Source organism: Atopomonas sediminilitoris, assembly GCF_022601735.1.
Classification (GTDB): domain Bacteria; phylum Pseudomonadota; class Gammaproteobacteria; order Pseudomonadales; family Pseudomonadaceae; genus Atopomonas; species Atopomonas sediminilitoris.
On record NZ_JAKUMM010000010.1, the window covers coordinates 122,311 to 146,900 of the forward strand.

At 56.4% G+C, this 24,590-nt stretch carries 22 protein-coding genes and 2 tRNA genes; 17 read left to right on the forward strand and 7 right to left on the reverse strand.

Features of this window, described 5'->3' with window-relative positions:
* Positions 1-97: 97 nt before the first annotated feature.
* The 14 genes from ftsH (at position 98) to pnp (ending at position 14,291) form a co-directional block, all read left to right on the forward strand.
* Positions 98-2,026, forward strand: coding sequence for an ATP-dependent zinc metalloprotease FtsH (gene ftsH / locus MKI83_RS15650; protein WP_241588169.1), 1,929 nt, complete (start codon positions 98-100; stop codon positions 2,024-2,026).
* 2 nt (positions 2,027-2,028) lie between these two features.
* Positions 2,029-2,880, forward strand: a complete 852-nt coding sequence (gene folP / locus MKI83_RS15655) for a dihydropteroate synthase (protein WP_241588171.1) — start codon at positions 2,029-2,031, stop codon at positions 2,878-2,880.
* A gap of 20 nt (positions 2,881-2,900) precedes the next feature.
* A complete protein-coding gene (gene glmM, locus MKI83_RS15660) occupies positions 2,901-4,238 on the forward strand; it encodes a phosphoglucosamine mutase (protein WP_241588172.1) in 1,338 nt (445 codons plus the stop codon).
* Positions 4,239-4,310: 72 nt separating this feature from the next.
* On the forward strand, positions 4,311-5,060 hold the full coding sequence (gene tpiA / locus MKI83_RS15665) for a triose-phosphate isomerase (protein WP_241588173.1): 750 nt from the start codon (positions 4,311-4,313) through the stop codon (positions 5,058-5,060).
* 2 nt (positions 5,061-5,062) lie between these two features.
* Positions 5,063-5,434, forward strand: coding sequence for a preprotein translocase subunit SecG (gene secG, locus MKI83_RS15670; RefSeq protein WP_241588175.1), 372 nt, complete (start codon positions 5,063-5,065; stop codon positions 5,432-5,434).
* A 10-nt stretch (positions 5,435-5,444) separates the two neighbouring features.
* A tRNA-Leu gene (locus MKI83_RS15675) sits at positions 5,445-5,530 on the forward strand.
* Positions 5,531-5,619: 89 nt separating this feature from the next.
* Positions 5,620-5,696: transfer RNA gene (locus MKI83_RS15680), tRNA-Met, on the forward strand.
* A 127-nt stretch (positions 5,697-5,823) separates the two neighbouring features.
* Positions 5,824-6,279, forward strand: a complete 456-nt coding sequence (rimP, locus tag MKI83_RS15685; protein WP_370867413.1) for a ribosome maturation factor RimP — start codon at positions 5,824-5,826, stop codon at positions 6,277-6,279.
* A 48-nt stretch (positions 6,280-6,327) separates the two neighbouring features.
* A complete protein-coding gene (nusA, locus tag MKI83_RS15690; protein ID WP_241588176.1) occupies positions 6,328-7,809 on the forward strand; it encodes a transcription termination factor NusA in 1,482 nt (493 codons plus the stop codon).
* A gap of 29 nt (positions 7,810-7,838) precedes the next feature.
* On the forward strand, positions 7,839-10,340 hold the full coding sequence (infB, locus tag MKI83_RS15695) for a translation initiation factor IF-2 (protein WP_241588178.1): 2,502 nt from the start codon (positions 7,839-7,841) through the stop codon (positions 10,338-10,340).
* A 93-nt stretch (positions 10,341-10,433) separates the two neighbouring features.
* Positions 10,434-10,823 (forward strand): 30S ribosome-binding factor RbfA, encoded by a 390-nt coding sequence (gene rbfA / locus MKI83_RS15700; RefSeq protein ID WP_241588180.1) that lies wholly within the window; start codon positions 10,434-10,436, stop codon positions 10,821-10,823.
* Positions 10,820-11,740, forward strand: a complete 921-nt coding sequence (gene truB, locus MKI83_RS15705) for a tRNA pseudouridine(55) synthase TruB (protein ID WP_241588183.1) — start codon at positions 10,820-10,822, stop codon at positions 11,738-11,740. Before rbfA ends, truB begins: the two co-directional genes overlap by 4 nt.
* A gap of 92 nt (positions 11,741-11,832) precedes the next feature.
* Positions 11,833-12,102: a 30S ribosomal protein S15 gene (rpsO, locus tag MKI83_RS15710; protein ID WP_241588185.1), complete on the forward strand. Its 270-nt coding sequence runs from the start codon at positions 11,833-11,835 to the stop codon at positions 12,100-12,102.
* An 80-nt stretch (positions 12,103-12,182) separates the two neighbouring features.
* On the forward strand, positions 12,183-14,291 hold the full coding sequence (gene pnp, locus MKI83_RS15715) for a polyribonucleotide nucleotidyltransferase (RefSeq protein ID WP_241588236.1): 2,109 nt from the start codon (positions 12,183-12,185) through the stop codon (positions 14,289-14,291).
* Positions 14,292-14,796: 505 nt separating this feature from the next.
* Here pnp and MKI83_RS15720 read toward each other — a convergent pair.
* From MKI83_RS15720 to MKI83_RS15745, 6 genes are all read right to left on the reverse strand, one after another.
* On the reverse strand, positions 14,797-15,810 hold the full coding sequence (locus tag MKI83_RS15720; protein WP_241588187.1) for an IS110 family RNA-guided transposase: 1,014 nt from the start codon (positions 15,808-15,810) through the stop codon (positions 14,797-14,799).
* A 111-nt stretch (positions 15,811-15,921) separates the two neighbouring features.
* Positions 15,922-16,722, reverse strand: a complete 801-nt coding sequence (locus MKI83_RS15725) for a Crp/Fnr family transcriptional regulator (protein ID WP_241588189.1) — start codon at positions 16,720-16,722, stop codon at positions 15,922-15,924.
* A gap of 150 nt (positions 16,723-16,872) precedes the next feature.
* Positions 16,873-17,136: a TfoX/Sxy family protein gene (locus MKI83_RS15730; RefSeq protein WP_241588191.1), complete on the reverse strand. Its 264-nt coding sequence runs from the start codon at positions 17,134-17,136 to the stop codon at positions 16,873-16,875.
* A gap of 24 nt (positions 17,137-17,160) precedes the next feature.
* A complete protein-coding gene (locus MKI83_RS15735) occupies positions 17,161-17,910 on the reverse strand; it encodes a class I SAM-dependent methyltransferase (protein WP_241588193.1) in 750 nt (249 codons plus the stop codon).
* A gap of 3 nt (positions 17,911-17,913) precedes the next feature.
* Positions 17,914-18,252 carry a pentapeptide repeat-containing protein gene (locus MKI83_RS15740; RefSeq protein WP_241588195.1) on the reverse strand — a complete coding sequence of 113 codons (339 nt, stop codon included), beginning with the start codon at positions 18,250-18,252 and terminating at the stop codon, positions 17,914-17,916.
* Between the two features lie 65 nt (positions 18,253-18,317).
* On the reverse strand, positions 18,318-19,880 hold the full coding sequence (locus MKI83_RS15745) for a bifunctional aminoglycoside phosphotransferase/ATP-binding protein (protein ID WP_241588197.1): 1,563 nt from the start codon (positions 19,878-19,880) through the stop codon (positions 18,318-18,320).
* 117 nt (positions 19,881-19,997) lie between these two features.
* Between MKI83_RS15745 and mrcB the strand changes: the two genes are divergently transcribed.
* The 3 genes from mrcB to MKI83_RS15760 are packed head-to-tail and all read left to right on the forward strand — an operon-like array spanning position 19,998 to position 23,359.
* The gene (mrcB, locus tag MKI83_RS15750; RefSeq protein WP_241588199.1) at positions 19,998-22,316 is read left to right on the forward strand and encodes a penicillin-binding protein 1B; all 2,319 of its coding nucleotides are present in this window, start codon (positions 19,998-20,000) and stop codon (positions 22,314-22,316) included.
* Between the two features lie 30 nt (positions 22,317-22,346).
* Positions 22,347-23,021, forward strand: a complete 675-nt coding sequence (locus tag MKI83_RS15755) for a tetratricopeptide repeat protein (protein ID WP_241588201.1) — start codon at positions 22,347-22,349, stop codon at positions 23,019-23,021.
* A 5-nt stretch (positions 23,022-23,026) separates the two neighbouring features.
* Positions 23,027-23,359, forward strand: a complete 333-nt coding sequence (locus tag MKI83_RS15760) for a YqcC family protein (protein ID WP_241588203.1) — start codon at positions 23,027-23,029, stop codon at positions 23,357-23,359.
* 49 nt (positions 23,360-23,408) lie between these two features.
* Here MKI83_RS15760 and MKI83_RS15765 read toward each other — a convergent pair whose 3' ends face one another.
* Positions 23,409-24,584 carry a GGDEF domain-containing protein gene (locus tag MKI83_RS15765; RefSeq protein ID WP_241588205.1) on the reverse strand — a complete coding sequence of 392 codons (1,176 nt, stop codon included), beginning with the start codon at positions 24,582-24,584 and terminating at the stop codon, positions 23,409-23,411.
* Between the last annotated feature and the right edge of the window lie 6 nt (positions 24,585-24,590).

The following is a 24,590-nucleotide window of genomic DNA, read 5'->3' on the forward strand; positions in this document are numbered from 1 at the left end:
CGTTACACCTAGGCCTGCCTGCTAAAACGGTCTGTAGTAAGGTAAGCAAAGACAGATTTATCGGCGCAAGCGCCTTGAGGGTAGTTCATTGAACGACATGGCAAAGAATCTCATCTTGTGGGTGATCATCGCAGCAGTGCTGGTCACCGTGATGAATAACTTCTCGAGCACGACCGAGTCGCAAGGCTTGAACTACTCCGACTTCATCGAACAGGTGAAGCAAGGACAAGTCGAGCGGGTGACCGTGGATGGCTACATGATCACCGGCGTGCGTCGTGATGGCCGTGGCTTTAAGACCGTGCGTCCGGCGATTCAAGATGGCGGCCTGATTGGTGATCTGCTGGATAACAACGTGATCATCGAAGGCAAGCAGCCCGAACAGCAGAGCATCTGGACGCAGCTATTAGTCGCTAGCTTCCCGATTCTGGTGATGATTGCCGTGTTCATGTTCGTGATGCGCCAAATGCAAGGTGGCGGCGGTGGCCGCGGTGGCCCAATGAGCTTTGGTAAGAGCAAAGCGCGCCTGCTTTCAGAAGACCAAGTTAAAACCACGCTGGCCGATGTCGCCGGTTGTGATGAGGCTAAAGAAGAAGTTGCCGAGCTGGTCGAGTTTTTGCGTGACCCCGGCAAGTTCCAGCGCCTTGGCGGCAAAATTCCGCGCGGTGTGCTGATGGTGGGCCCACCCGGTACCGGTAAAACCTTGCTGGCCAAAGCGATTGCCGGTGAGGCCAAAGTGCCGTTCTTCACTATTTCCGGCTCTGACTTTGTCGAAATGTTCGTTGGTGTCGGTGCTAGCCGCGTGCGCGACATGTTTGATCAGGCGAAAAAACATGCGCCGTGCATCATCTTTATCGACGAGATCGATGCCGTAGGTCGTCACCGTGGCGCCGGCTTGGGTGGTGGTCACGATGAGCGTGAGCAAACGCTTAACCAACTGCTGGTGGAGATGGATGGCTTCGAGATGAACGATGGTGTCATCGTTATCGCCGCCACCAACCGCCCCGACGTGCTCGACCCTGCCTTGCTGCGCCCCGGTCGTTTCGATCGTCAAGTGGTGGTCGGTTTGCCTGATATTCGCGGTCGTGAGCAAATTCTTAAAGTGCACATGCGCAAAGTGCCGGTGGGCGAAAACGTTGAGCCTGGGGTGATTGCCCGTGGTACGCCGGGTTTCTCCGGGGCTGACTTGGCCAACTTGGTGAACGAAGCGTCACTGTTTGCCGCGCGCTTTAATAAGCGCTTGGTTGAGATGAAAGAATTTGAGCTGGCCAAAGACAAAATTATGATGGGCGCTGAGCGCAAATCCATGGTGATGTCGGACAAAGAAAAGCTCAACACTGCTTATCACGAGGCTGGTCATGCCATCGTTGGGCGTGTCGTGCCTGAGCATGATCCCGTGTACAAAGTGTCGATCATCCCACGCGGTCGCGCCTTGGGTGTGACCATGTTCCTGCCTGAAGAGGACCGCTACAGTCTGTCCAAGCGTGCGCTGGAAAGCCAAATTTGTTCACTATTTGGCGGGCGCATCGCCGAAGAGATGACCTTGGGCTTTGATGGCGTGACCACGGGTGCGTCAAACGACATTCAGCGCGCGACTCAAATCGCCCGCAACATGGTGACTAAGTGGGGGCTTTCAGAAAAGCTTGGCCCGCTGATGTATGCCGAAGAAGAGGGCGAAGTGTTCCTTGGTCGCAGTGCGGGCAGTCAGCAGACGAATGTATCGGGCGAGACCGCCAAGCTGATCGACCAGGAAGTGCGCCGCTTTATTGATCAAAGCTATGCCACGGCCAAACAGATTCTTGAAGAGCACCGCGACAAGCTCGATATGATGGCTGAAGCGCTGATGAAGTATGAAACCATCGATGCAGAACAAATCGACGACATCATGGCGGGCAAGCCGCCGCGTGAGCCGCGCGACTGGACCGGCGGTGGTGATGGCGGCACGCCGGCAGCCGAGGCTAAGCCTGCGCCGAATAAGTCCGATGATGTGGATGATGCCCCGATTGGTGGGCCTGCTAGCGAGCATTAAGTTTGACTGCATCCAATAAAAGCTCCCGTCTGCTGTGTGGCAGTCGGGAGCTTGATCTTTCTTGCACGCGCGTGATGGGGATCTTGAACGTCACGCCGGACTCTTTTTCCGATGGTGGCCGTTTTGCAGCGCGTGATGCGGCCCTGCGTCACGCGGAAGGCATGCTGCAAGCCGGTGCTGACATAATCGATGTGGGTGGCGAATCAACACGGCCGGGTGCGCGTGCGATTTCGCCCGTCGAGGAGTTGGAGCGCGTTGCGCCGGTGGTCGAGGCTTTGGTGCGCGAACTTGGAGCATTGGTCTCGGTTGATACGTCCACGCCCGGCGTGATGCGTGAGGCGGCGCGGCTGGGCGCTGGCATGATCAATGATGTGCGCGCGCTGCAGCGTGAAGGTGCGTTGGATGCTGTGGCGGATATTGGTTTGCCGGTGTGCTTGATGCACATGCAAGGCGATCCCGACACCATGCAGCAGGCGCCGACTTACGGCAATGTAGTACAGGAGGTGCAAGGCTTCTTGCAGGCGCGGATAGACGCTTGCGCTGCAGTCGGTATCGATCGCGCGCGGATTGTGCTGGATCCGGGGTTTGGGTTTGGTAAAACCTTGGCGCACAACTTAAGTCTGTTTAAAGCGCTTCCTGAGATGAAGTCATGGGGCTTGCCGTTGTTGGTGGGCGTATCGCGTAAAAGTATGATTGGCCAAGCGCTTAATCGTCCGGTTGAGCAGCGCTTGGCGGGTGGGTTGGCGTTGGCTGCGCAGGCTGTTTTGGCGGGTGTGCAGCTGCTGCGTGTGCATGATGTGGCTGAGACCGTGGATGTTGTGCGTATGCTCAGCGCGGTGGCAGGCGCCGAATAAGTGGATAGGACAATAACAGCATGAGCAGAAAATATTTTGGCACCGACGGCATTCGTGGTTTGGTTGGCGAATTTCCGATTACCCCTGAATTTGTGCAAAAGCTAGGCTGGGCCGCCGGCCGTGCCTTTCGTCGTCAGGGTGTGTGTAAGGTGTTGATCGGTAAGGACACGCGTATTTCTGGCTATATGTTTGAGTCGGCCCTTGAGGCAGGCTTGTCCGCCGCGGGGGCCCAAGTGTTGTTGTTGGGGCCTATGCCCACGCCGGCGATTGCCTATCTGACCCGTACGTTTCAGGCTCAGGCGGGGATTGTGATCAGTGCTTCGCATAACCCCTACCACGATAACGGGATTAAATTTTTCTCAGGTCTTGGAGTAAAGCTACCTGACGATATCGAGCTATCGATTGAGGAATTGATCGATGCGCCGATGACGGTGGTGGACTCTGCCGAGCTGGGTAAAGTGTCGCGCGTGGTGGATGCGGCAGGGCGTTATATCGAGTTCTGCAAAAGTAGCGTGTCGTCCTCTATCACGCTGAGCGGGATGAAGATTGTCCTCGATTGCGCCAATGGTGCGACCTACAAAGTGGCGCCCAGTGTCTTTCGTGAGCTGGGTGCGCAAGTCGTGGTGCTGGCTGATCAGCCGGATGGTTTAAACATTAATGCTGGCTGTGGCTCTACTCATACTCAGGCGCTGCGCGATGCTGTGGTGGCGCAGCAGGCGGACTTGGGTATTGCCTTCGATGGTGATGGTGATCGCGTGCTGATGGTGGCGCCTGATGGACGCGAGATAGATGGCGATGAGTTGCTTTACATCATCGCGCGCGATCTCAAGCGGCGCGACAAGCTGCAAGGTGGTGTGGTTGGGACCTTGATGTCCAACCTCGGCTTGGAGCTGGCGCTACAAGCGTTGGATATTCCATTTGTACGCGCCAAGGTCGGTGACCGCTATGTCATGGCGGAACTGCAAGCCCGGGAGTGGCAGTTGGGTGGTGAAAACTCAGGGCATCTTGTGTGTTGCAATCACACCACCACCGGTGATGGCATTATTGCGGCCCTGCAAGTGCTGCAAGCGCTTAAGCGGGCCGATGAGACATTGGATCAAGCGTTGGTTGGTTTGACCAAGTGTCCGCAAGTGTTGATCAATGTGCGTCTTAAGGGTGAGATTGATCCACTGCTCAATTCGGCTGTGCAACAAGCTGTCGCAACGGCTGAAGCCAGCATGGGCGCGCGCGGTCGCGTCTTGTTGCGTAAGAGCGGCACCGAGCCATTGGTGCGGGTTATGGTTGAAGGCAGCGATGCGGCTGAGGTTCAGCAGCATGCTGAGCAGATAGCGCAAGTTGTTGAAAATGTTTGTGCTTAAGCTGAAAACAGGCTTGCTTGGGGCAGGTGCCTTGGGTAATATCTGCGCCCACTTTGCACTGAGAGGTTTGGCATGCGACGTCCGCTGGTAGCCGGCAATTGGAAGATGCATGGCAGCCGTGAAACGGTGACGCAGCTTGTGCAAAGTCTGCTGCAATCTGAAGTGGTGGGTGTCGATCGGGTGGTTTTTCCAAGCCTGATCCATCTTTCCTCGGTAGTGGATGCGGTGAGTGGTCAGTTTTCTGTGGGGGCGCAGGTATGCGCTTCTCAACAAGAGTTTGGTGCTTTTACCGGCGAAGTGGCTGCGCAGCAGCTGGCTGACTTAGGTTGTCAGTTTGTGCTGGTCGGCCACTCTGAGCGTCGGCAGTTGTTTGCTGAAACAGATGCCGTTGTAGCGCAAAAGTTTATGGCGGCGCTGCAGGCTGGATTGATTCCGGTGCTGTGTCTGGGGGAGACCTTGGCGGAGCGTGAGTCGGAGCAGACCGAGCAGGTTGTGCTGCGTCAGTTGGCTGCGGTGCTGGATGTGGGTGGTGTGAGTGCGATTGCGAAATCGGTATTGGCTTATGAGCCGGTATGGGCGATTGGCACGGGTTTGACGGCCACGCCAGAGCAAGCGCAAGCGGTGCACAAGATATTACGCGAGGCGCTGGCGAAAAAAGATGCGCAGGTGGCTGAGCTGGTTCGAATTGTTTATGGCGGCAGTGTTAAGGCGGCCAGTGCGGCAGAGCTTTTTGCAATGCCGGATATCGATGGCGGCTTGGTTGGTGGGGCCTCCTTGAATGCACAAGAATTTGCAGCGATCTGTCGCGCTGCGGAGCAGTAAAAATGCTTGAGACGGTTGTTATTGTTGTTCATTTGCTGGCGGCTATTGCCGTGGTTGGCTTGGTTTTGATCCAGCAGGGCAAGGGTGCTGATACAGGCGCTTCGTTTGGTTCTGGTTCTTCGGCTACCGTGTTTGGCAGTCAAGGCTCCGGTACTTTTCTGAGTCGCGTGACTGCGATTTTGGCGACCGTGTTCTTCTTGACCAGCTTAGGTTTGGCTTATTACGCCAAGCAAAAGGCCGGTCTTTCAGGTGAAGAAGGCTTGCCGAGCGCCGCTCTTCTTGAGCAGCAAGCAGAGCAGGCGGCAGAGCTGCCGGAGCTGAAAGAAGCACCCAAGTCTGTTGATGAAGATGTGCCGGCAATCCCGGTGGAATAAAAAAGTTTTAGCCGAAGTGGTGGAATTGGTAGACACGCTATCTTGAGGGGGTAGTGACCGCAGGTCGTATGGGTTCGAGTCCCATCTTCGGCACCAAAATCAACAAGGCCCGCTATTGCGGGCCTTGTTGTTGGCGAGGTTGACCGCCCGCCTAGGCGGCGACTATAATCTCGCCCCAGCTTTGGCGCGGGGTGGAGCAGTCTGGTAGCTCGTCGGGCTCATAACCCGAAGGTCGTTGGTTCAAATCCAGCCCCCGCAACCAGTTATACGAAGCCCCTTGTTAGGGGCTTTTTGTTAGCTGGACAGTGAGTGTCGGTCGTCAGGCTAGGCACATGTTGGATGGGCGTTTCGCCCATTTTTTGTTTCAGCGCACAACATAAAGGTTATCTGTGGCGAAACTGGATCAGTTGCACGAGATGCTCGCGCCCGTGGTTGAGGGCCTTGGCTATGAATGCTGGGGTATTGAATTTCTCTCACAGGGCAAGCACAGCTTGCTGCGCGTGTATATCGATCACGCTAATGGCGTGGGTATCGAAGACTGCGAGGCTGTCAGTCGCCAAGTCAGTGGCGTGTTGGACGTCGAAGACCCGATCACCAACGATTACACCTTAGAGGTGTCATCGCCGGGCATGGATAGACCGCTATTTACCCTGAAGCAGTTTGCCGATTGGGCCGGTAGCAGCGTGAAGATCAAATTGCGCGTGCCTTTTGAAGGGCGCCGTAATTTCCAAGGTTTGCTGAAAGGCATTGAAGAGCAGGATGTCGTGGTGCAAGTGGATGACCACGAGTTTCTGCTGCCGATCGATAGTATCGATAAAGCACAAGTTATTCCCCGTTTTGATTGATGGCTGCGAGATTCGCAAGACCCAAGGATTGCGTTAGCGAGGCATACGATGAGTAAAGAAATTCTGTTGGTTGTGGAGTCAGTCTCCAACGAGAAAGGCGTGCCAGCGGCGCTGATTTTTGAAGCGCTAGAAGTGGCTTTGGCCACCGCCACGAAAAAACGCTACGACGTTGAAGTCGATATTCGCGTAGCCATCAACAAGGTTAACGGCAGCTATGAAAGCTTCCGCCGTTGGGAAGTTGTGGCTGATGAAGATCTCGAGCTGCTGGCTTCTCAGCTGACCTTAGATGAGGCGCATGAGAAAGATACCGCGCTGAAGATTGGCGACATCTACGAAGAAAAGATTGAGTCGATTGAGTTTGGCCGTATTGCTGCGCAGGTGGCTAAGCAAGTCATCGTGCAGAAAGTACGTGAAGCTGAGCGCGCGCAAGTGGTAGATGCTTACCGCGATAAAGTCGGTGAAATCATCGCCGGTACGGTCAAGAAAACCGGCCGCGATAGCGTCATCATTGACTTAGGTAACAACGCTGAAGCTTTGCTTGGTCGTGAGCACCTTATTCCGCGTGAGATTTTCCGTGTTGGCAGCCGCATGCGTGCCTTGCTTAAGGAAATTCGCACTGAAAATCGCGGCCCGCAGTTGATCCTGTCGCGCACCGCGCCGGAGATGTTGATCGAGCTGTTCACCATCGAAGTGCCGGAGATCTCCGAAGGCCTGATCGACATCATGGGCGCGGCTCGCGACCCAGGTTCGCGCGCCAAGATTGCCGTACGCGCCAAAGATAAGCGTATCGATCCGCAAGGTGCGTGCATCGGTATGCGTGGTTCGCGTGTGCAGGCGGTGTCGGGCGAGTTGGCGGGTGAGCGTGTTGACATCGTGCTGTGGGACGAAAACCCCGCACAGTTCGTGATCAATGCGATGGCGCCGGCTGAAGTCGCGTCGATTATCGTCGACGAAGATACACACACGATGGATGTCGCGGTTGCTGAAGACAATTTGGCGCAAGCCATTGGTCGCAGCGGCCAGAACGTACGGTTGGCCAGCCAATTGACCGGCTGGACGCTGAACGTGATGACCATCGACGAAGTTAATGCTCGTCAACAAGCTGAAACTAGCGATCTGTTAGGTAAGTTTGTAGCCGAGTTGGGTGTGGACGAAGAGTTGGCCGGTATTTTGGTCGACGAAGGCTTTACCAGCCTTGAAGAAATCGCCTACGTACCCATGGAAGAAATGCTGGAAATTGACGGTTTTGATGAAGACATCGTCAACGAGCTACGTGCTCGTGCCAAAGACCGTCTATTGACTCGCGCGATTGCCACCGAAGAACAGTTGGTTGATGCCCATCCGGCGGAAGACCTGCTGAGCCTCGACGGCATGAACAGTGAACTGGCCGTCGCGTTAGCGGCGCGTGGCGTGATTTGCCGTGAAGACCTAGCTGAGCAGTCTATCGATGATCTTTTAGGCATCGAAGACATGAATGAAGAGCAGGCGGGCAAATTGATCATGGCCGCCCGCGCCCATTGGTTTGAGTGAGTCGTCCGGCGGCTTGAGGAGAGAAGTGCATGACACAAGTCACGGTTAAACAACTGGCCGAAACGGTCGGTACCCCGGTCGACCGCTTACTGCAACAAATGCAGGAAGCTGGCCTTAAGCAGAAAAGTGCTGAGGCAGCAGTGACCGATGAAGAGAAGCAAACCCTGTTGGCGCACCTAAAAAGTAGCCACGGTGAAAAGCTTGAAGAGCCGCGCAAGATCACCTTGCAGCGCAAAACCACCACCACGATCAAAGTGGCAGGCAGTAAAACCGTTAGCGTAGAAGTGCGTAAAAAGCGCACCTACGTTAAGCGTTCGCCTGAAGAGTTGGAAGTGGAACGCGCGAAAGAGCAAGAAGGTCAGCGTTTGGCAGAAGAGTCTGCGCGCCTGAATGCCGAAGAAGAAGCGCGTCGCCGTGCGGACGAAGAAGCTAAGCGTAAAGTTGAAGAAGAAGCTAAACGCAAAGCAGACGAAGAAGCTAAAGCCAAGGTTCAAGAGACCGTACTGAAAGAACAAGTACAGGCTGCTGCACCAGCACGTGACACCAAGAAGGCTGAGCCTGCGCGTGAGTTTGTCGCCAAGGTTGAGCGTGTTGCTCCGCGTCGCGATGAAGATGATCGCCGTGATCGCAAGCCAGGCCAACACCGCCCGCAACCTAAAGGCCCTGCACGTATTCGTTCAGGCGATGACGTCGATGGCGCTGGGCGTCGTGGCGGCCGTCGTGGTGGTAAGTCGAAGAAGCGCAATCAGCATGGCTTCCAGGCTTCAACAGGTCCATTGGTTCGCGAAGTTAGTTTGGGTGAAACCATCACCGTGGCTGAGTTGGCCTCGCAAATGTCGATGAAGGCTGCCGAAGTCATCAAGTACATGTTCAAGCAAGGCAACATGGTGACGATCAACCAGGTGCTGGATCAGGAAACTGCCCAGATCATCGCGGAAGAGTTTGGCCACAAGGTCAAACTGGTCAACGAGAATGCACTGGAAGATCAGCTGGCCGAGTCGCTGAAGTTTGAAGGTGAGAAGACTAACCGCGCGCCCGTTGTGACCGTCATGGGTCACGTTGACCACGGTAAGACCTCGCTGCTGGACTTCATTCGTCGCGCTAAAGTAGCCGCTGGCGAAGCCGGTGGTATTACTCAGCACATCGGTGCCTACCACGTAGAAACTGATCGCGGCATGATCACCTTCCTCGATACCCCAGGCCACGCGGCGTTTACCGCTATGCGTGCTCGTGGTGCCAAGGCAACCGATATCGTGATTCTGGTTGTAGCGGCTGACGACGGCGTGATGCCGCAAACCCAAGAAGCGGTGCAGCATGCCCGTGCCGCCGGCGTACCTCTGGTGGTGGCGGTCAACAAGATCGATAAAGAAGGCGCCGACCCAGATCGCATTAAAAACGATTTGGCCGCGCTGGATGTAATCCCTGAAGCGTGGGGCGGCGACACCATGTTCATGCATGTGTCGGCGAAAACCGGTGAAGGTATTGATGAACTGCTAGAAGCGGTGTTGCTGCAAGCCGAAGTGCTGGAGCTGAACGCCTCTTCCGATGCGCCAGGTCGTGGTTTGGTGGTTGAGTCGCGCTTGGACAAAGGCCGTGGTCCTGTGGCCACTGTGTTGGTGCAAAACGGTACTCTGCGCCAAGGCGACATCGTACTGGCGGGCGTGAACTACGGTCGCGTACGTGCCATGAACGATGAAAATGGTCAGCCAATTAAAGAAGCTGGCCCGTCGATTCCGGTAGAGATTCTCGGTCTTGATGGCACGCCTGATGCCGGTGATGAAATCTCCGTGGTTACTGACGAGCGTAAAGCGCGTGAAATCGCCTTGTTCCGTCAGGGTAAGTTCCGCGAAGTGAAGCTGGCGCGTCAGCATTCAGCCAAGCTGGAAAACATGTTCAGCAACATGGGCCAGGAAGAGAAGAAGACCCTCAACATCGTCTTGAAATCCGATGTGCGTGGTTCTTTGGAAGCCTTGCAAGGTGCGTTGTCTGACCTCGGTAACGATGAAGTTCAAGTGAAGGTGATTGGTGGCGGTGTCGGTGGTATCACCGAGAGCGACGCTAACTTGGCCTTGGCTTCTAACGCCGTGGTGTTTGGCTTCAACGTGCGTGCCGACGCCGGTGCGCGCAAGATCGTCGAGAGTGAAGGTCTGGATATGCGTTACTACAACGTGATCTACGACATCATCGAAGACGTGAAGAAAGCCCTGACCGGTATGTTGGGCAGCGATCTGCGCGAGCAGATTCTGGGCATCGCCGAAGTTCGCGACGTGTTCCGCTCGCCCAAGTTTGGCGCGGTTGCTGGCTGTATGGTTATCGAAGGTCATGTGCACCGTAACCGTCCGATTCGCGTATTGCGCGATGACGTGGTGGTGTTTGAGGGTGAGCTTGAATCGCTGCGTCGCTTTAAAGACGACGTGGCCGAAGTTCGCTCCGGCATGGAATGTGGTATCGCGGTGAAGAGCTACAACGACGTGAAAGTCGGCGACAAAATCGAAGTGTTCGAGAAAGTCGCTGTCGCGCGTAGTCTGTAAGTCTTCGCCAAGCGAAAGCTGGGGGCGTCGGGTAGGTCAGAATGGCCCGCTCGGCACCCCCGGCTTTTGGCGTTTTAACGAGTAGTGAGTGGTATGGCCAAAGAATATAGTCGCACCCAGCGTGTTGGGGATCAGATGCAGCGTGAGCTGGCCGTGCTGATCAGTCGCGAAATGAAAGATCCTCGCGTTAGCTTGGTGACCGTGAGCGCGGTGGAAGTCAGTCGAGACTTGGCTTACGCGCAAGTCTACGTCACGGCAATGGCGTCAGAAACGCCAGAGCAGATGCAAGAAATCCTCACCGTGCTCAAGGGCGCAGCGGGCTTTCTGCGCACGCAACTGGGGCGTGTGATGAAGCTGCGCCATGTGCCGCAACTGAATTTCCGTTATGACGAAAGTATTGCCCGCGGTGCGCATCTGTCTGCGCTGATTGAACGCGCTGTCAGCGAGGACCGCCAACACGATAGTGATGAGGACAAGGCGTGACGCAGCAGAAGAAACGCATTCGCCGTCCGGTGAACGGTGTCTTGATTTTTGATAAGCCGCGCGGCATGTCTTCCAACGCGGCATTGCAGAAAGTCCGCTGGTTACTCAATGCAGAAAAAGCAGGGCACACCGGCAGCTTGGACCCTTTAGCCACCGGCGTACTGCCGCTGTGTTTTGGTGAGGCGACCAAGTTCTCGCAGTTTTTGCTCGATGCCGATAAAGCCTACGACACCGTTATACAGCTGGGCGTGACCACCACCACGGCGGATGCCGAAGGTGAAGTGCTCAGCCGTCAGGATGTTACCACCGGCGCTGCCGAGTTAGAGGCTGTATTGCCGCGCTTTACCGGCCCCATTCAGCAAGTGCCGCCCATGTACTCGGCGCTGAAGAAGGACGGGCAGCCGCTGTATAAGCTGGCCCGCGCCGGCGAAGTGGTGGAGCGTGCGCCGCGTTCTGTTACTATTCACCAGCTGCGTTTGCAGGGTTATGAAGGCTCGCGCGCGAGCTTGCATGTGGCCTGCAGTAAAGGCACCTATGTGCGCACGTTGGCTGAAGATATTGGCGCTGCATTAGGTTGCGGTGCTCACGTGGCTGAACTGCGTCGTACCCAAGCTGGCCCGTTCAGTTTGGCGCAAACGGTGACTTTAGAGCAGCTGGAAGCGGCCTATGAAGCCGGTGGTAATGAGGCCCTCGACGCCTTTTTATTGCCGGTCGACAGTGGCTTGCAAGATTGGCCGCTGATTACGCTCAGTGAGCACAGTGCGTACTACTGGCTGCATGGCCAGCCAGTGCGTGCCCCTGGTGCGCCGACCTTCGGTTGCGTACGGGTCAATGATCATCAAGGGCAGTTCATCGGCATCGGTGAAATGTCTGACGACGGGCGCTTAGCGCCGCGTCGACTGATTCGCTCGCAGTAAGCGGGTGATACGAGGGTGGCTGTCAACAGGCGCGGTCATACCTCTTTTAAAACACAGAGCAAAACTCTGGCCTGTTATGTAAGGAGCCCATCATGGCACTAAGTGTTGAAGATAAAGCGCAAATCGTTAACGAGTACAAGCAAGCTGAAGGCGATACCGGTTCTCCGGAAGTGCAGGTTGCCCTGCTGACCGCCAACATCAACAAGCTGCAAGGTCACTTCAAGGCTAACGCCAAGGACCACCACTCACGTCGTGGTCTGATCCGCATGGTAAACCAGCGTCGTAAGCTGCTGGACTACCTGAAGGCTAAGGACGTTGCTCGTTACGCTTCGCTGATCGGCCGTCTGGGCCTGCGCCGCTAATGGCATTGGACACGGTTCGGGTCGATACCCGAGCCGTGCCCCCTATTTCCCCAAGGACCAAAAAAGAAGGTATGCATACCGTGAACCCGGTGATCAAAAAGTTCCAGTTCGGTCAATCGACCGTTACCCTCGAGACCGGCCGTATGGCTCGTCAAGCTTCCGGCGCTGTGCTGGTCACCGTTGACGACGACGTCAGTGTGTTGGTGACTGTGGTTGGTGCTAAAACCGCCGATCCTAGCAAAGGCTTCTTCCCGCTGTCGGTGCACTACCAAGAGAAGACCTACGCAGCCGGTAAAATTCCTGGCGGTTTCTTCAAGCGCGAAGGCCGTCCTTCGGAAAAAGAAACGCTGACCTCGCGCCTGATCGATCGCCCGATCCGCCCGTTGTTCCCCGAAGGTTTCATGAACGAAGTACAAGTGGTTTGTACGGTCGTTTCTACCAGCAAGAAAACCGATCCTGATGTTGCTGCAATGATCGGCACCTCGGCTGCGCTGGCAATTTCCGGTATTCCGTTCGATGGCCCTATCGGCGCTGCGCGCGTGGGCTACAGCCACGAAAACGGCTACGTGTTGAACCCCACTTACGAACAGCAGAAAACCTCGCTGTTGGACATGGTGGTTGCCGGTACTGGCGACGCCGTACTGATGGTTGAATCAGAAGCGCAAGAGCTGACCGAAGACCAAATGTTGGGTGCAGTTCTGTTCGCCCACGAAGAATTCCAAAGTGTGATCGAAGCCGTTAAAGGCTTCGCCGCTGAAGCGGGTAAGCCGCGTTGGGATTGGCAGCCAGCGGTTGCCAACACCGCGCTGCTGGAGCAGTTGAAGGCAGAGTTTGGCGCGCAGATCTCTGACGCCTACACCATCACCATCAAACAAGATCGTTATGCGCGTTTGGGTGAGTTGCGTGATGCGGCCGTTGCTGCATTGACCGGTGAAGAAGAAGGCAAGCCTTCAGCTGGCGACGTTAAAGACGCGTTTGGCGAGTTGGAATACCGCACTGTGCGCGAAAATATCGTCAACGGTAAGCCGCGTATCGACGGTCGCGACACGCGCACTGTCCGTCCGCTGAATATCGAAGTCGGTGTTTTGGCTAAGACTCACGGTTCGGCATTGTTCACCCGTGGTGAAACCCAGGCGCTGGTTGTTGCCACCCTGGGTACTGCGCGTGATGCACAGTTGCTGGATACCTTAGAAGGCGAGCGTAAAGACCCCTTCATGCTGCACTACAACTTCCCGCCGTTCTCGGTGGGCGAGTGTGGTCGTATGGGTGGCGCAGGTCGTCGTGAAATCGGTCACGGCCGTTTGGCGCGCCGCAGTGTGCAGGCCATGCTGCCTTCCAACGATGCATTCCCGTACACCATTCGCGTGGTGTCGGAAATCACTGAGTCGAACGGCTCTAGTTCCATGGCGTCGGTTTGTGGTGCTTCGTTGGCTCTGATGGACGCTGGTGTGCCGATGAAGGCCCCGGTTGCCGGTATCGCCATGGGCTTGGTTAAGGAAGGCGACAAGTTTGCTGTCCTGACCGACATCCTGGGTGACGAAGATCACCTTGGCGATATGGACTTCAAAGTAGCCGGTACCGACAAAGGTCTGACCGCGCTGCAGATGGATATCAAGATCCAAGGTATCACCGAAGAGATCATGGAAATCGCTCTGGGCCAAGCCCTAGAAGCGCGCCTGAATATCCTCGGCCAAATGAACCAAGTGATCGCTAAATCGCGTACTGAGCTGTCTGACAACGCACCAACCATGGTGGCGATGAAGATTGATCAGGACAAGATCCGTGACGTCATCGGTAAGGGCGGCGCGACAATCCGTGGTATCTGTGAAGAAACCAAGGCGTCGATCGATATCGAAGATGACGGCTCGATCAAAATCTTTGGTGAAACTAAAGAAGCTGCCGAAGCGGCTAAGCAACGCGTTCTGGCCATCACCGCAGAAGCAGAAATCGGCAAAATCTACGAAGGTCGCGTTGAGCGCATCGTTGATTTCGGCGCTTTCGTTAACATTCTGCCGGGTAAAGACGGCTTGGTGCACATCTCAATGCTGAGCGATCAACGTGTTGAGAAGGTGACCGACGTGCTGCAGGAAGGTCAAATGGTCAAGGTACTGGTACTGGACGTGGACAACCGCGGCCGTATCAAGCTGTCGATCAAAGACGTTGCCGCTGCCGAGCAATCGGGCGCTTAAGCTGCGTTAGTGGTGACACAAAGGCTCCTTCGGGGGCCTTTGTTGTTTCTGCAGGTGGCGTTTTTTAGGCAAAAAAAGGCCCGGCAAATTGCCGGGCCAAACCGTGATTAGCCTGATGAGGAGATAAGCTGAGAGCCTAAAACTTGCTGACCTTCAGATTATCCAATCTGGTCGTGGACCAGATGTGTAAATAATAACAATTATCATTTAGATGTCAACGGGTTTATTCGCACTTTCGTGAGGCCAACAAAAATCTATGGTCACCCCCACTTTTGCAATACTGATTAACGGATGAAATGGTTGGCTTGCTTAAATCTATCCGGCGTCTGTTTGGGGCATGCCCCGCGCCACGATGAGAGTCGCGCCTAACGATCCTAATAAGCCCGACGGCTTTTAAAGCCGATTTTTATTTCAGGTTTTTCGTTAGGCCGGTATGCCGTTCATGTCATCTGTTGTTCAGCTATCGCAAAACCAGAAAGGTGGTTAGTGGTACTACAACACCGGGTCAAGCCTGTAAGCGGCTTGGCCCGGTAGCAAATTCGCTGTGATGGGCGGCAAGCGCCCATGCGATTCGGGCCAGTTTGTTGGCCAACGCACAGGCTACGACGTTCGAGTGCCGACGGATCAGCAGGGACCTCACCCACTCAGCCAGCGCTCCGCGTTGGTAATCCAACGTCTGTAGATAGACCCGCGCGCATTGCACCAACAGTCGTCGCAAATTCTTGTCGCCACGCTTGCTGATGCCCAGCAAGTTCGCGCGTCCGCCCGTGCTGTATTGCCTTGGCGCGAGCCCCGCTGATGCAGCGAAATCGCGGCTGCCGCCAAATTGCTTATCGTCGCCCATTTCGCAAGCCAGCAGGCTGGCGGTGATCGGCCCGACACAGGGAATGCCCAGCAAACGACGGCCCAGATAATCGCTGGCCAGCTCTTTATCCAGCGCTTTGATTTGCTCGTCTAAGTACACGAAATGCCGCTGTAAGCGCTCCAGTAAACCACTCAACTGCGGTGGCAGCGCTTGCTCGCTTAACAGACTTGGCAGGCGCTTCATGATGGCCGGTCCCTTGCTCAAGGCGATACCAAACTCCAGCAAAAAGCCATGTGCCTGGTTGATGGTTTTGGTGCGGTCGCGAATCAGCGACTCACGCATATGATGCAAAACCGAGAGGGCTTGTTGGGCTTCAGTTTTTGGCGTCACAAAGCGCATGGAAGGCCGCGAAGCCGCTTCACAGATGGCTTGAGCGTCAATGAAGTCGTTTTTATTGCCTTTAACGAAGGGCTTTACGAATTGCGCTGAGATGAGTTTGGACTCGTGGCCCAAGCTCATCAGCTGGCGAGCAATGAAGTGCGCACCGGCACAGGCCTCCATCGCCACAATGCACGCGGGCAGATTGCCGAAGAAGGCGCCGAGCTGCGTGCGGGTCAATTTCTTGTGGAATAACTCACGCCCGCCCCGATCTTGGCCGTGCACGTGAAAGATGTGTTTACCTAGGTCGATACCGACCAATGCTAAGTCGTTCATGATGATCGCCTCCAGAAACAAAACACCCTGCCAAAGCGTAGCCCTCGCAGGGTGTGGGGGTGACCATCTCATTAGCCCGCACTAGGCGGGCTTGGCTTAGAGACAGTTGAGTTAGCTGTCGCCGACTTGGCGGCGCAGGGCAGTGATTTCTTTGTTCATCAAATCAATCCGTCTGGCCATGCCCTCAATCAGGCTATGCGCAATGCGGGGGTTGCTGTTCATCAGGCCTAAGAATTGTTCTTTGGGGATGACCATCACGGTGCACGGCTCACTGGCGATGACGGTGGCGCTGCGCTTCTCTTGGGTGAATACGGCCATGGCGCCAAAGATTTCATCTTTGTGCACGTCGCCGACTTTCATGTCGTTCACAAAGGCTTCGGCGTGGCCCTCGATAATCACAAACACATGCTCTGCATCATCGCCTTGGTGAATGAGTTCCTCACCGGCGGCGTAGTACTGGAAGCCAGTGTTGGGGCGAATGTCCGGTAGCTTGTTGCGGGCTAGTGCGTCGGACAACAAGGCCGCTTGGCCGATCAGGTATTGGGTAAAGTTTTCTTGGCGTTGTTCGTCTGCATGAATATGCCGAAATACCTCGGCACGGCAAAACGGTTGCAGCTCTAAGGGTTCATCACTGCTGTATTGCCAGTGAGGTAAATCGATCCCTTGACGCAGGCCCAGCAAGTCACCTTCTTGCAGATAAAAAAGTGGACGCCCATCAATCAAAGCGTGCAGTAGCCCGTCTTTGATCAGGTACAGATTGCCTGGCTGTAATTCCGGCTCAAGATCGCTGGTGCGCTCCACTCTGATCGGGGGGAGTGAGCATTCTAGGCCCTGCAGAAACTGTGCTGGCAGACTCTGCAAGCGGGCGATCAGTTGGTCAACGTAAGCAGGTTGCTCACCAAGCAAATACATAGATGCTCTTCCTTTTCATAACAGCGTGATGCGTTAAGCAATAACCGTCCCACAATAGGCTGCTCGGTGAGCGGCGTAAACGAACAAAGTGTTGGTATGTGAGCGGTTGTGTGAACTTGGCCACGCTTTGTGTTGATCCTATGTCGCGCCTTAATGGGTGGAGCCGTTTTCAAGCTGCGCTAACAGCGCTTCTTTGTGTGTGTTGGAGAGGTTGTTCCACGGCACATTGAGTAAGGCTCCCTCGATGGCATATAGCAGCACTTTACTGGCGCGAAAGCCACGCGATTTAACCGCCTGATAGGCGGCGATACTGCCTAACTTGCGTAACTCGTCTGGGCTGTGAATGCCACTGGCGTGCAGCCACTGCACCGAAGTCTTGCCTAGGTTTTTCAGCTCGAGTAATTCATCTTGCATGGGCAGTACCTGTCAGTCGGTGTTCTACGCTGGGCTGCCAAGCAATACGCACAGCGGCCAAGTAAAGCAAAGTCGCTCGCCAGAGCTGGGCCAAATGTCGTGTAGCGTGTTGGCCAAGGCTGGCAGCGGATCTGCATGGTGCTGGCGGTACTGCGCAAGGGCCGACCAGCTACTTAAATAGCCTAGCAGTTCTTCTGCAAGCCAGTGGCGCGTGATGTTAAACGTCGGGGTTAGGTGTTGCGTAAAGGGGAAAGGCAAATGCCGATAACCTTGCATAACGTGTTCGCGCCCCGCCGACCAGTAAGCCCCTAAAGTGTGGTCGTGAAAGTGCTGTAACGCGTGATCAAGTGCGGGCAGGCCGCTGGAGAAAAAACCGTAACTCCATGCGCTGATTAAACCGTGTGGCTGCAGTACTCGACGGGCTTCGTTATAAAACGTGGGCGTGGCAAACCAATGCAAAGCTTGCGCGACGCTGATCATATCGAGGCTGTGGTCGGTGATTGGCAAGCGCTCGGCGGCGCTTTGCACGTACAGCACAGGGCTGTGTGCGGGGCTGCGTTGGAGGCCGGCTAGATTAAGGTCGCAGGCCAGCACTTGATCGAAGTGAGAACGCCACGCTTCGCTGGCTTGTCCGCTGCCGCAAGCGATATCCAGAACCCGTTGCTGCGAGGCGCATTGCTGGCTGAGCCAAGCGAAAAGCTCGGCGGGGTAGTCAGGCCGATAGCGCTGGTAAGCGCAAGCTTCGGCCTGAAACAAGGCGCTAACGTTCGGCATTATTTAGCGATAACGCAAGCGGGTGCCTTGATTGACCGACATCAGAATCTCATCGGCGCTTAGCTCTTTGGGGAAGTAAGTGCCGGAGATTTGTGCGTGCGCAAGGCTTGCGCCCTCAAGATTGCTGCGACGGAAGTCGATGCCGCGCAAATCCGCACCGCGAAAGTAGCCGTCGGCAAAGCTGACGCCGTCTACTTCCATGCCGCGCAAGTCGGCCCCACGGTAGTCACCGCCGGACAGGTCGAGGGGTAGGTGGTTTTTGCGGTGTTGGTTAAAGTCTTTGATTTTCTCTTCGCGCAGCAGGCGATAGAGCGGGTGATCGAGTGGGTGAGGTGAGCGCATGGCAGTCTCCAAGGTGAGCACTGCCATGAGTATAGAAGTTTGCTGGCTAGTTGCCGGCGTTGTAGTTACAGGCTCGGGAAGCGTTGGCGGATGCGCCCAATCAACGAGGCAACGCTGTGGCTATCGTGGGTGTTGATGAACTTGGCATGCTGCTGTTCTTCTTGGCTGAGTGGCTCGCGACTGGCTTGCTGCGCGCGCATCACTTCGAGACTGGCGTCAGAAGGGTCGTCGCCCGCTTGGCGGCGTTCTTCAAGCCATTGGGCGATTTGTTCGTCCGGCGCTTGGCAATCCAAAATCAGAAAGGGTGTGGCGTGCTCTTCGGCAAGATCGCAAGCGGCTTGGCGTTGCGCGTGCTTGAGGTAGGTGGCATCCAACAGCGGCGAGAAGCCGGCTTGCAGAATTTGTTCGGCGAGTTGATGAATGTGGCGATAGGTCTGTTCGCTGGCTTGTGCGCTATAAATGCCTTGCCCTAAAGCATCTTGCTGGCTGGCCGGCTGTTCGCCCAGCAGGCGTTTACGCTCGACATCAGAGCGCACGCGGATGGCGCCCAATTCGCTGACCAATTGCAGGCTGACGGTGCTTTTGCCTACCCCAGAAACGCCATGGGTGATGGCGACAAAACGTGACGGAATCGCGCTGTAGCTTTCGGCTAAATTGGCGTAGCTGCGGTAGCGGGCAAAGCCTTGTGCGCGTTCGGCGTCATTGGCGGCGTGCGCCAAGCCAAACAAGGCAATCTTGGCTCGCACCATCGCGCGGTAGGCGGTGTAGAAGGGCAGCACAGCAAGGCCCGCATAGTCGCCGGTGATTTCTAGATACTGACTGAGCAGACTGTTGGCGGCCGCGTGTTGTTGGCGGTCTTGCAGGTCCATGATCAGGAAGGCGATGTCGGCCATGACGTCGGTGCAGCGAAACGGCTGGTTGAACTCGATGCAATCAAACAGGGCGACTTGACCGTCGATCACCGCCGCGTTGGCGAGGTGAATGTCGCCGTGACATTCGCGAACAAAACCGTTGGCTTTGCGCGCGGCCAACACAGGTTGCAGGCGGGTGAAGCTGTCTTCGGCCCAAGCGGCCAGCTGCTCTAATTGGCGCAAGTCCGCTGGGGCTTCTAGAAAGCCGCGCACCTGCTCGAAGTTTTGCCGTACCGGCTCCATCACCACGTCGGGGCTGCCAAATGGCTGGTCGGCCGGCACGTGGGGCGTGTTCAGGTGGAAGCGTGCAATCTGTTCCGCTAGCTGGGTGATGTGTTGGCTGGTCAGTTGCTCAGCGGCCAGCAGGCGGTCAAGCAGTTGCGCTTGCGGGAACTGCTTCATTTTCAGCACAAATTCAAAAGCTTCGCCGTTGCCGCCTAGCTCAGGGGCGTCGCTGCTGCCGGTGATGGGCAGTACGTCGAGGTATAAGTCCTGGGTCAGGCGCTGATTCAGGCGCAGTTCTTCACGGCAGAAGTGCTCGCGATCGGCGAGTGCGGTGAAGTTTAGAAAGCCAAAATCAACCGGCTTCTTAATCTTGTAGGCGAAGGGGCCGGTGAGCAGTACCCACGAAATATGGGTTTCGATCAGGGTGAATGCCTCTACCGGATGCGGGTAAAGGGCGGGGTTCTGCAGGGCTTGCAGTAGGGCCTGGCTCACGGGGAATCCTTTTCGGTAGTCGCAATCAAAGGCGCTCATTATGGACGCTGTGCGCTGTGCTGCAAACCTCAGTGTGGCAGCTATTCGTCAACGCTAAAGCCCGTATAATGCCGCCCCATGACTCGACCTTCCTCTGCTCGTAAGAAAAAACGCCCGGCGCATACGCCGCTCTGGCAGCGCTTATTCGGCTTTGGCCTCAAGCTGGCACTGGTCGGCTTGGTGCTGCTGATTGGCGTAGCTATTTATTTTGATGGTGTGGTGCAGGAGAAATTCTCCGGCAAGCGCTGGACCATTCCGGCCAAGGTTTACGCCCGCCCGTTAGAGTTATTTGTGGGGCAAAAGCTTAAGCGCGAAGACTTGCTGACCGAGCTGGATGCCCTCGGCTATCGTCGCGGCCAGTCAACCAACAGCCCCGGCATGATGGCAGTGGGCGCAGGCTCCGTGGAGCTGCACAGTCGCGGCTTTACCTTCTATGAAGGTGTCGAGCCCGCGCAGCGGATTCGTGTGGGCTTTGCCGGTGATTACGTCGCCAGCCTGACGCGCAGTGGCAGCACCTTGCCGGTCGCGCGGTTAGAGCCGATGTTGATTGGCGGCATTTATCCTGCGCATAACGAAGACCGTATCTTAGTGCGCTTAGCGGATGTGCCCGCGTTTTTGCCCGACGCGCTGATCGCGGTTGAGGATCGTGAGTTTTACAGCCACTTTGGTATTTCGCCCAAGGGTATTGCCCGCGCCATGTGGGTGAATCTCAGCGCCGGTGAAATGCGCCAAGGTGGCAGCACGCTAACCCAACAGTTGGTGAAGAACTTTTACCTGACCAACGAGCGCAGCTTGGTGCGTAAGGCGCGTGAAGCGATCATGGCGCCGCTGCTGGAGCTGCACTACAGCAAGCAGGAAATTCTCGAAGCCTACTTAAATGAAGTGTTCTTGGGGCAAGACGGCCAGCGAGCGATTCATGGCTTTGGCTTGGCTAGCCAGTATTTCTTCTCGCAGCCGGTCAATGAACTCAAGCTGCACCAAGTGGCGCTGTTGGTGGGCATGGTCAAAGGCCCTTCCTATTACAACCCACGGCGCTACCCCGAACGTGCCTTGGCGCGTCGTAACTTAGTGCTGGATTTGCTCGCCGAGCAAAACTTTGCCGCCCCCGAGGTGATTGAGAAAGCCAAGCAGTTGCCGCTGGGAATTACCGCGCAGGGCAGCTTGGCCAATACGTCCTACCCGGCTTTGCTGGACTTGGTGAAGCGTCAGCTGCGCGAAGACTACCGCGAAGAAGACTTAACCGGTGAAGGCTTACGGATCTTCACCAGCTTCGACCCGGTCATGCAGCGCAAGGCTGAAAGCGCGCTGACTGAGACCTTTGCGCGCTTTAAAGGCCGTACGGGCATCGACCAGATTGAAACGGCGATGGTGGTGGCCAACCCCGAAACCGGCGAGATTCAGGCTTTGCTCGGCAGTCGTAAGCCGCGCTTTGCTGGCTTTAACCGCGCGCTGGATGCTAAACGGCCGATTGGCTCGTTGGTCAAGCCTGCGGTGTACCTCACAGCCTTGGAACGCCCGAGCCAATACACCTTAACCACCTTGATCGATGACGAGAACTTCGAGATCAAAGGGGCTGATGGCGCTGTTTGGCGACCGAAAAACTATGACGGCAAACCGCACGGCAAGTTGTTCTTGTTTCAGGGCTTGGCCAACTCGTACAACTTATCCACCGCGCGCTTGGGGCTAGATATTGGCGTGCCGCAGGTACTGAAAACTATTGAGCGCTTGGGCGTGTCGGTTGATTGGCCGGCGTATCCGTCGATGCTGCTGGGCGCAGGGGCGATGACGCCCTTGGAAGTCGGCACCCTGTACCAAACTATCGCCAATGGCGGTTTCAATACGCCGCTGCGCGCCATTCGAAGCGTGCTGGATGCGCAAGGGCAGCCGCTCAAGCGCTACCCCTTCCAACTGCAGCAGCGCTTTGATCCGGGGGCGATCTACTTATTGCAACAAGCGATGCAGAAAGTCATGCGCGAAGGCACTGGTCGCTCAGCCTATGCGCAAGTGCCGGCCAGTATTAATCTGGCGGGCAAGACCGGTACCACCAATGATGCGCGTGATAGCTGGTTTGCAGGCTTTGGCCAAGACACCCTTGCGGTGGTTTGGATGGGCCGTGACGATAACGGTAAAACCGGTCTGACCGGTGCCAGTGGTGCCTTGCAGCTGTGGGCGCGCTTTATGAGCAAGGCCGGCCCCAGCTCGCTAGCGGCACCGGCGCCCAGCAATATTGTGACAACCTGGGTGGATGCGCGCTCAGGCTTAGGAACCGACGCTAATTGCCCTGATGCGGTGCAAATGCCCTATATTCGCGGCAGCGAGCCTGTTCAAGGCACGCGCTGCACGCCCGAGGCCCCGGTTGATCAAGTGATGGACTGGGTGCGGGGCTGGCTGGAATAACCGTCTGCTCGGCAGACACGAGAGGATTGGGTGAATAACAAACTGCTTTCAACGCTGGCTTTGTCGTTACTGCTGGCCGGTTGTGCCAATAACCAACGTGGCGCTGTGCCGGTGGTCGATGCTGGGCAGCGTGTCGGTGAGGGCACCGCTGCTTCGGCGCAGCCGTCTGCACCGAGTGTGCCGCAAGATAACGGTGTCGTGGTGATGGTGCCGGATGCGCCGGTAAGCAGTCAGCCGATACAAGTGTCGCCCGCCGGTGGCTCAGGCTTCGTGCCCCCGCCGGCGGCTGATACCGGTGGTTGGGTGCCGCCGGCTCCGGCTGCCGCTCCTGCGCCGATCAGCAGCCAGCCGCTCAACACCACGCTCGCGGGGGATGAGCAATTAGCCGGCCCAGTGTTGGCGCTCTTGACCACCGCGAAGCAGCAAGAGGGCAGTGGCGACCTCAACGGCGCTGCCGCCAGCCTAGAGCGCGCGCAGCGCATTGCCCCGCGTGAGCCGCAAGTCTTGTATCACTTAGGCCGCGTGCGCTTGGCGCAAGGTGATGCGGCGCAAGCCGAACAGTTTGCGCGCCAAGGCTTGAGTTACGCGCAAGGCCGCCCTACGTTACAGGCAGAGTTGTGGAACCTGATCGCCCAAGCGCGTGAGCGTCAAGGCGATGCTGCCGGTGCGGCTGCGGCTCGGCAAAATGTGCGTGTACCGCTGTGATGAGCATGGATAAGCGCGTCTTAGCGATGGCGGATGCCTTGTTGTTGTTGGAAAAAGAGCTACGTGCGCTACATATGTGGAGCGATAGCGCGCCCACGGCGCAAGCGCTGGCCAGCACGGAGCCTTTTTGCCTAGATACCTTGAGCTTTGAGCAGTGGTTGCAGTGGTTGTTTCTGCCGCGCATGCACATACTGGTGGAGGAAGGCCGTTTGTTCAGCGGCAAATCGTCCATTCGTGCGATGGGCGAAGTGGTGTGGCGCGAGCGGTTAAGCCAAACGCGCCCCTTGCTGGACGTGCTCGGACAGGTGGATGCGTTGATCAGCCAAGGGCAGAGCTAGTTAGGCTAGCCAGTGAAAGACAAGCGCCGACTATCTCGGCGCCTGTGCGCTAATAGCCATGACGTTTGAGAACGGCCTGATTACGGCCGTTTTCTTTGGCTAAATACAAGGCCACATCGGCCAGTCGCTGGGCTTCTTCGTTGGGGATGTGAGGTCTTGGCGTTAGGTAAGCAATACCAATACTGATAGTCACGACTTTGCTGGCATCGGAGTATTGGTGGGCGATGTGCAGTTGCTCAACGCCGCGGCGAATGTCTTCGGCGATTTCATTAATCGACGTCTCGCTGACGTTGTACCACAGGCCAATAAACTCCTCGCCGCCATAGCGAGCCACCACATCCAGCGGTCTTTTGGCGTGCTCGGCCAACACTTCGGCCACTTTCTTTAACGCTTCGTCGCCGGCGCCGTGGCCATAGTTGTCGTTGTAGCGTTTGAAGAAATCCACATCGATCATCATCACCGCAACCGGGACTTGCTCGCGGCTGGCTTGGCGCCAACTGCGCTCGGTGTGCTCGTGGTAGGCGCGGCGGTTAAGAATGCCGGTCAGACCGTCTTTTTCCGCCAGATCTTGCAGAAGGCCTTGTGCGAGAAAGTTTTCTCGCGCGGCGTACTCCAAGAAATAGCAGCCCACTGAGCCAATCACGTTGGCCGTGGCTAGAAAGAAGCAGTTGTAGATCAGCACTTCTGGCGGCAAGCCGTGAATGAGTTCCATGGTGAGGTAGGCCAGAAACGTCAGCCAGCCGCACACGGACGCGGCAACAAAGCGCAGGCCGGTCAGGAAGTAGAAAAACACCACCACCAGAATCAGCCCCTCATAGGGCAAGGGCACGTTACCGGCGCGGGCTACGCCAATAATGCCCACCACGCCGAGGCCGGCGCAGATGGCGGAGAAACCACCGATCAGCTGCAGTTTCTCCAGCCACACTTGGTGGTGGGTGCTCCACCAGGTCAAAAACAGCGTGGGTAGGATGAGCCCCAAGCGCAAGGTCAGCACTTGCTCGCGTACGCCGCTGGGTAGGGTGAGGGCGTCGAGCAATGAGAACAGCAGCATTAACATCATGGCGACCAACAACGCCCAGCGTACCCGGTACAGGTAAGCTTCGGTGTGGTAGCTGTTAAAGGCTTGCTCCATGTCGCTGTAGAAGCGCAGTAGACGGAAGCCTTCTTTATGTTGGCGCAGATACGGCGAGTCTTGGTTGACCCAATCTAAGTGTGGAAGCTTCAAAGCTGC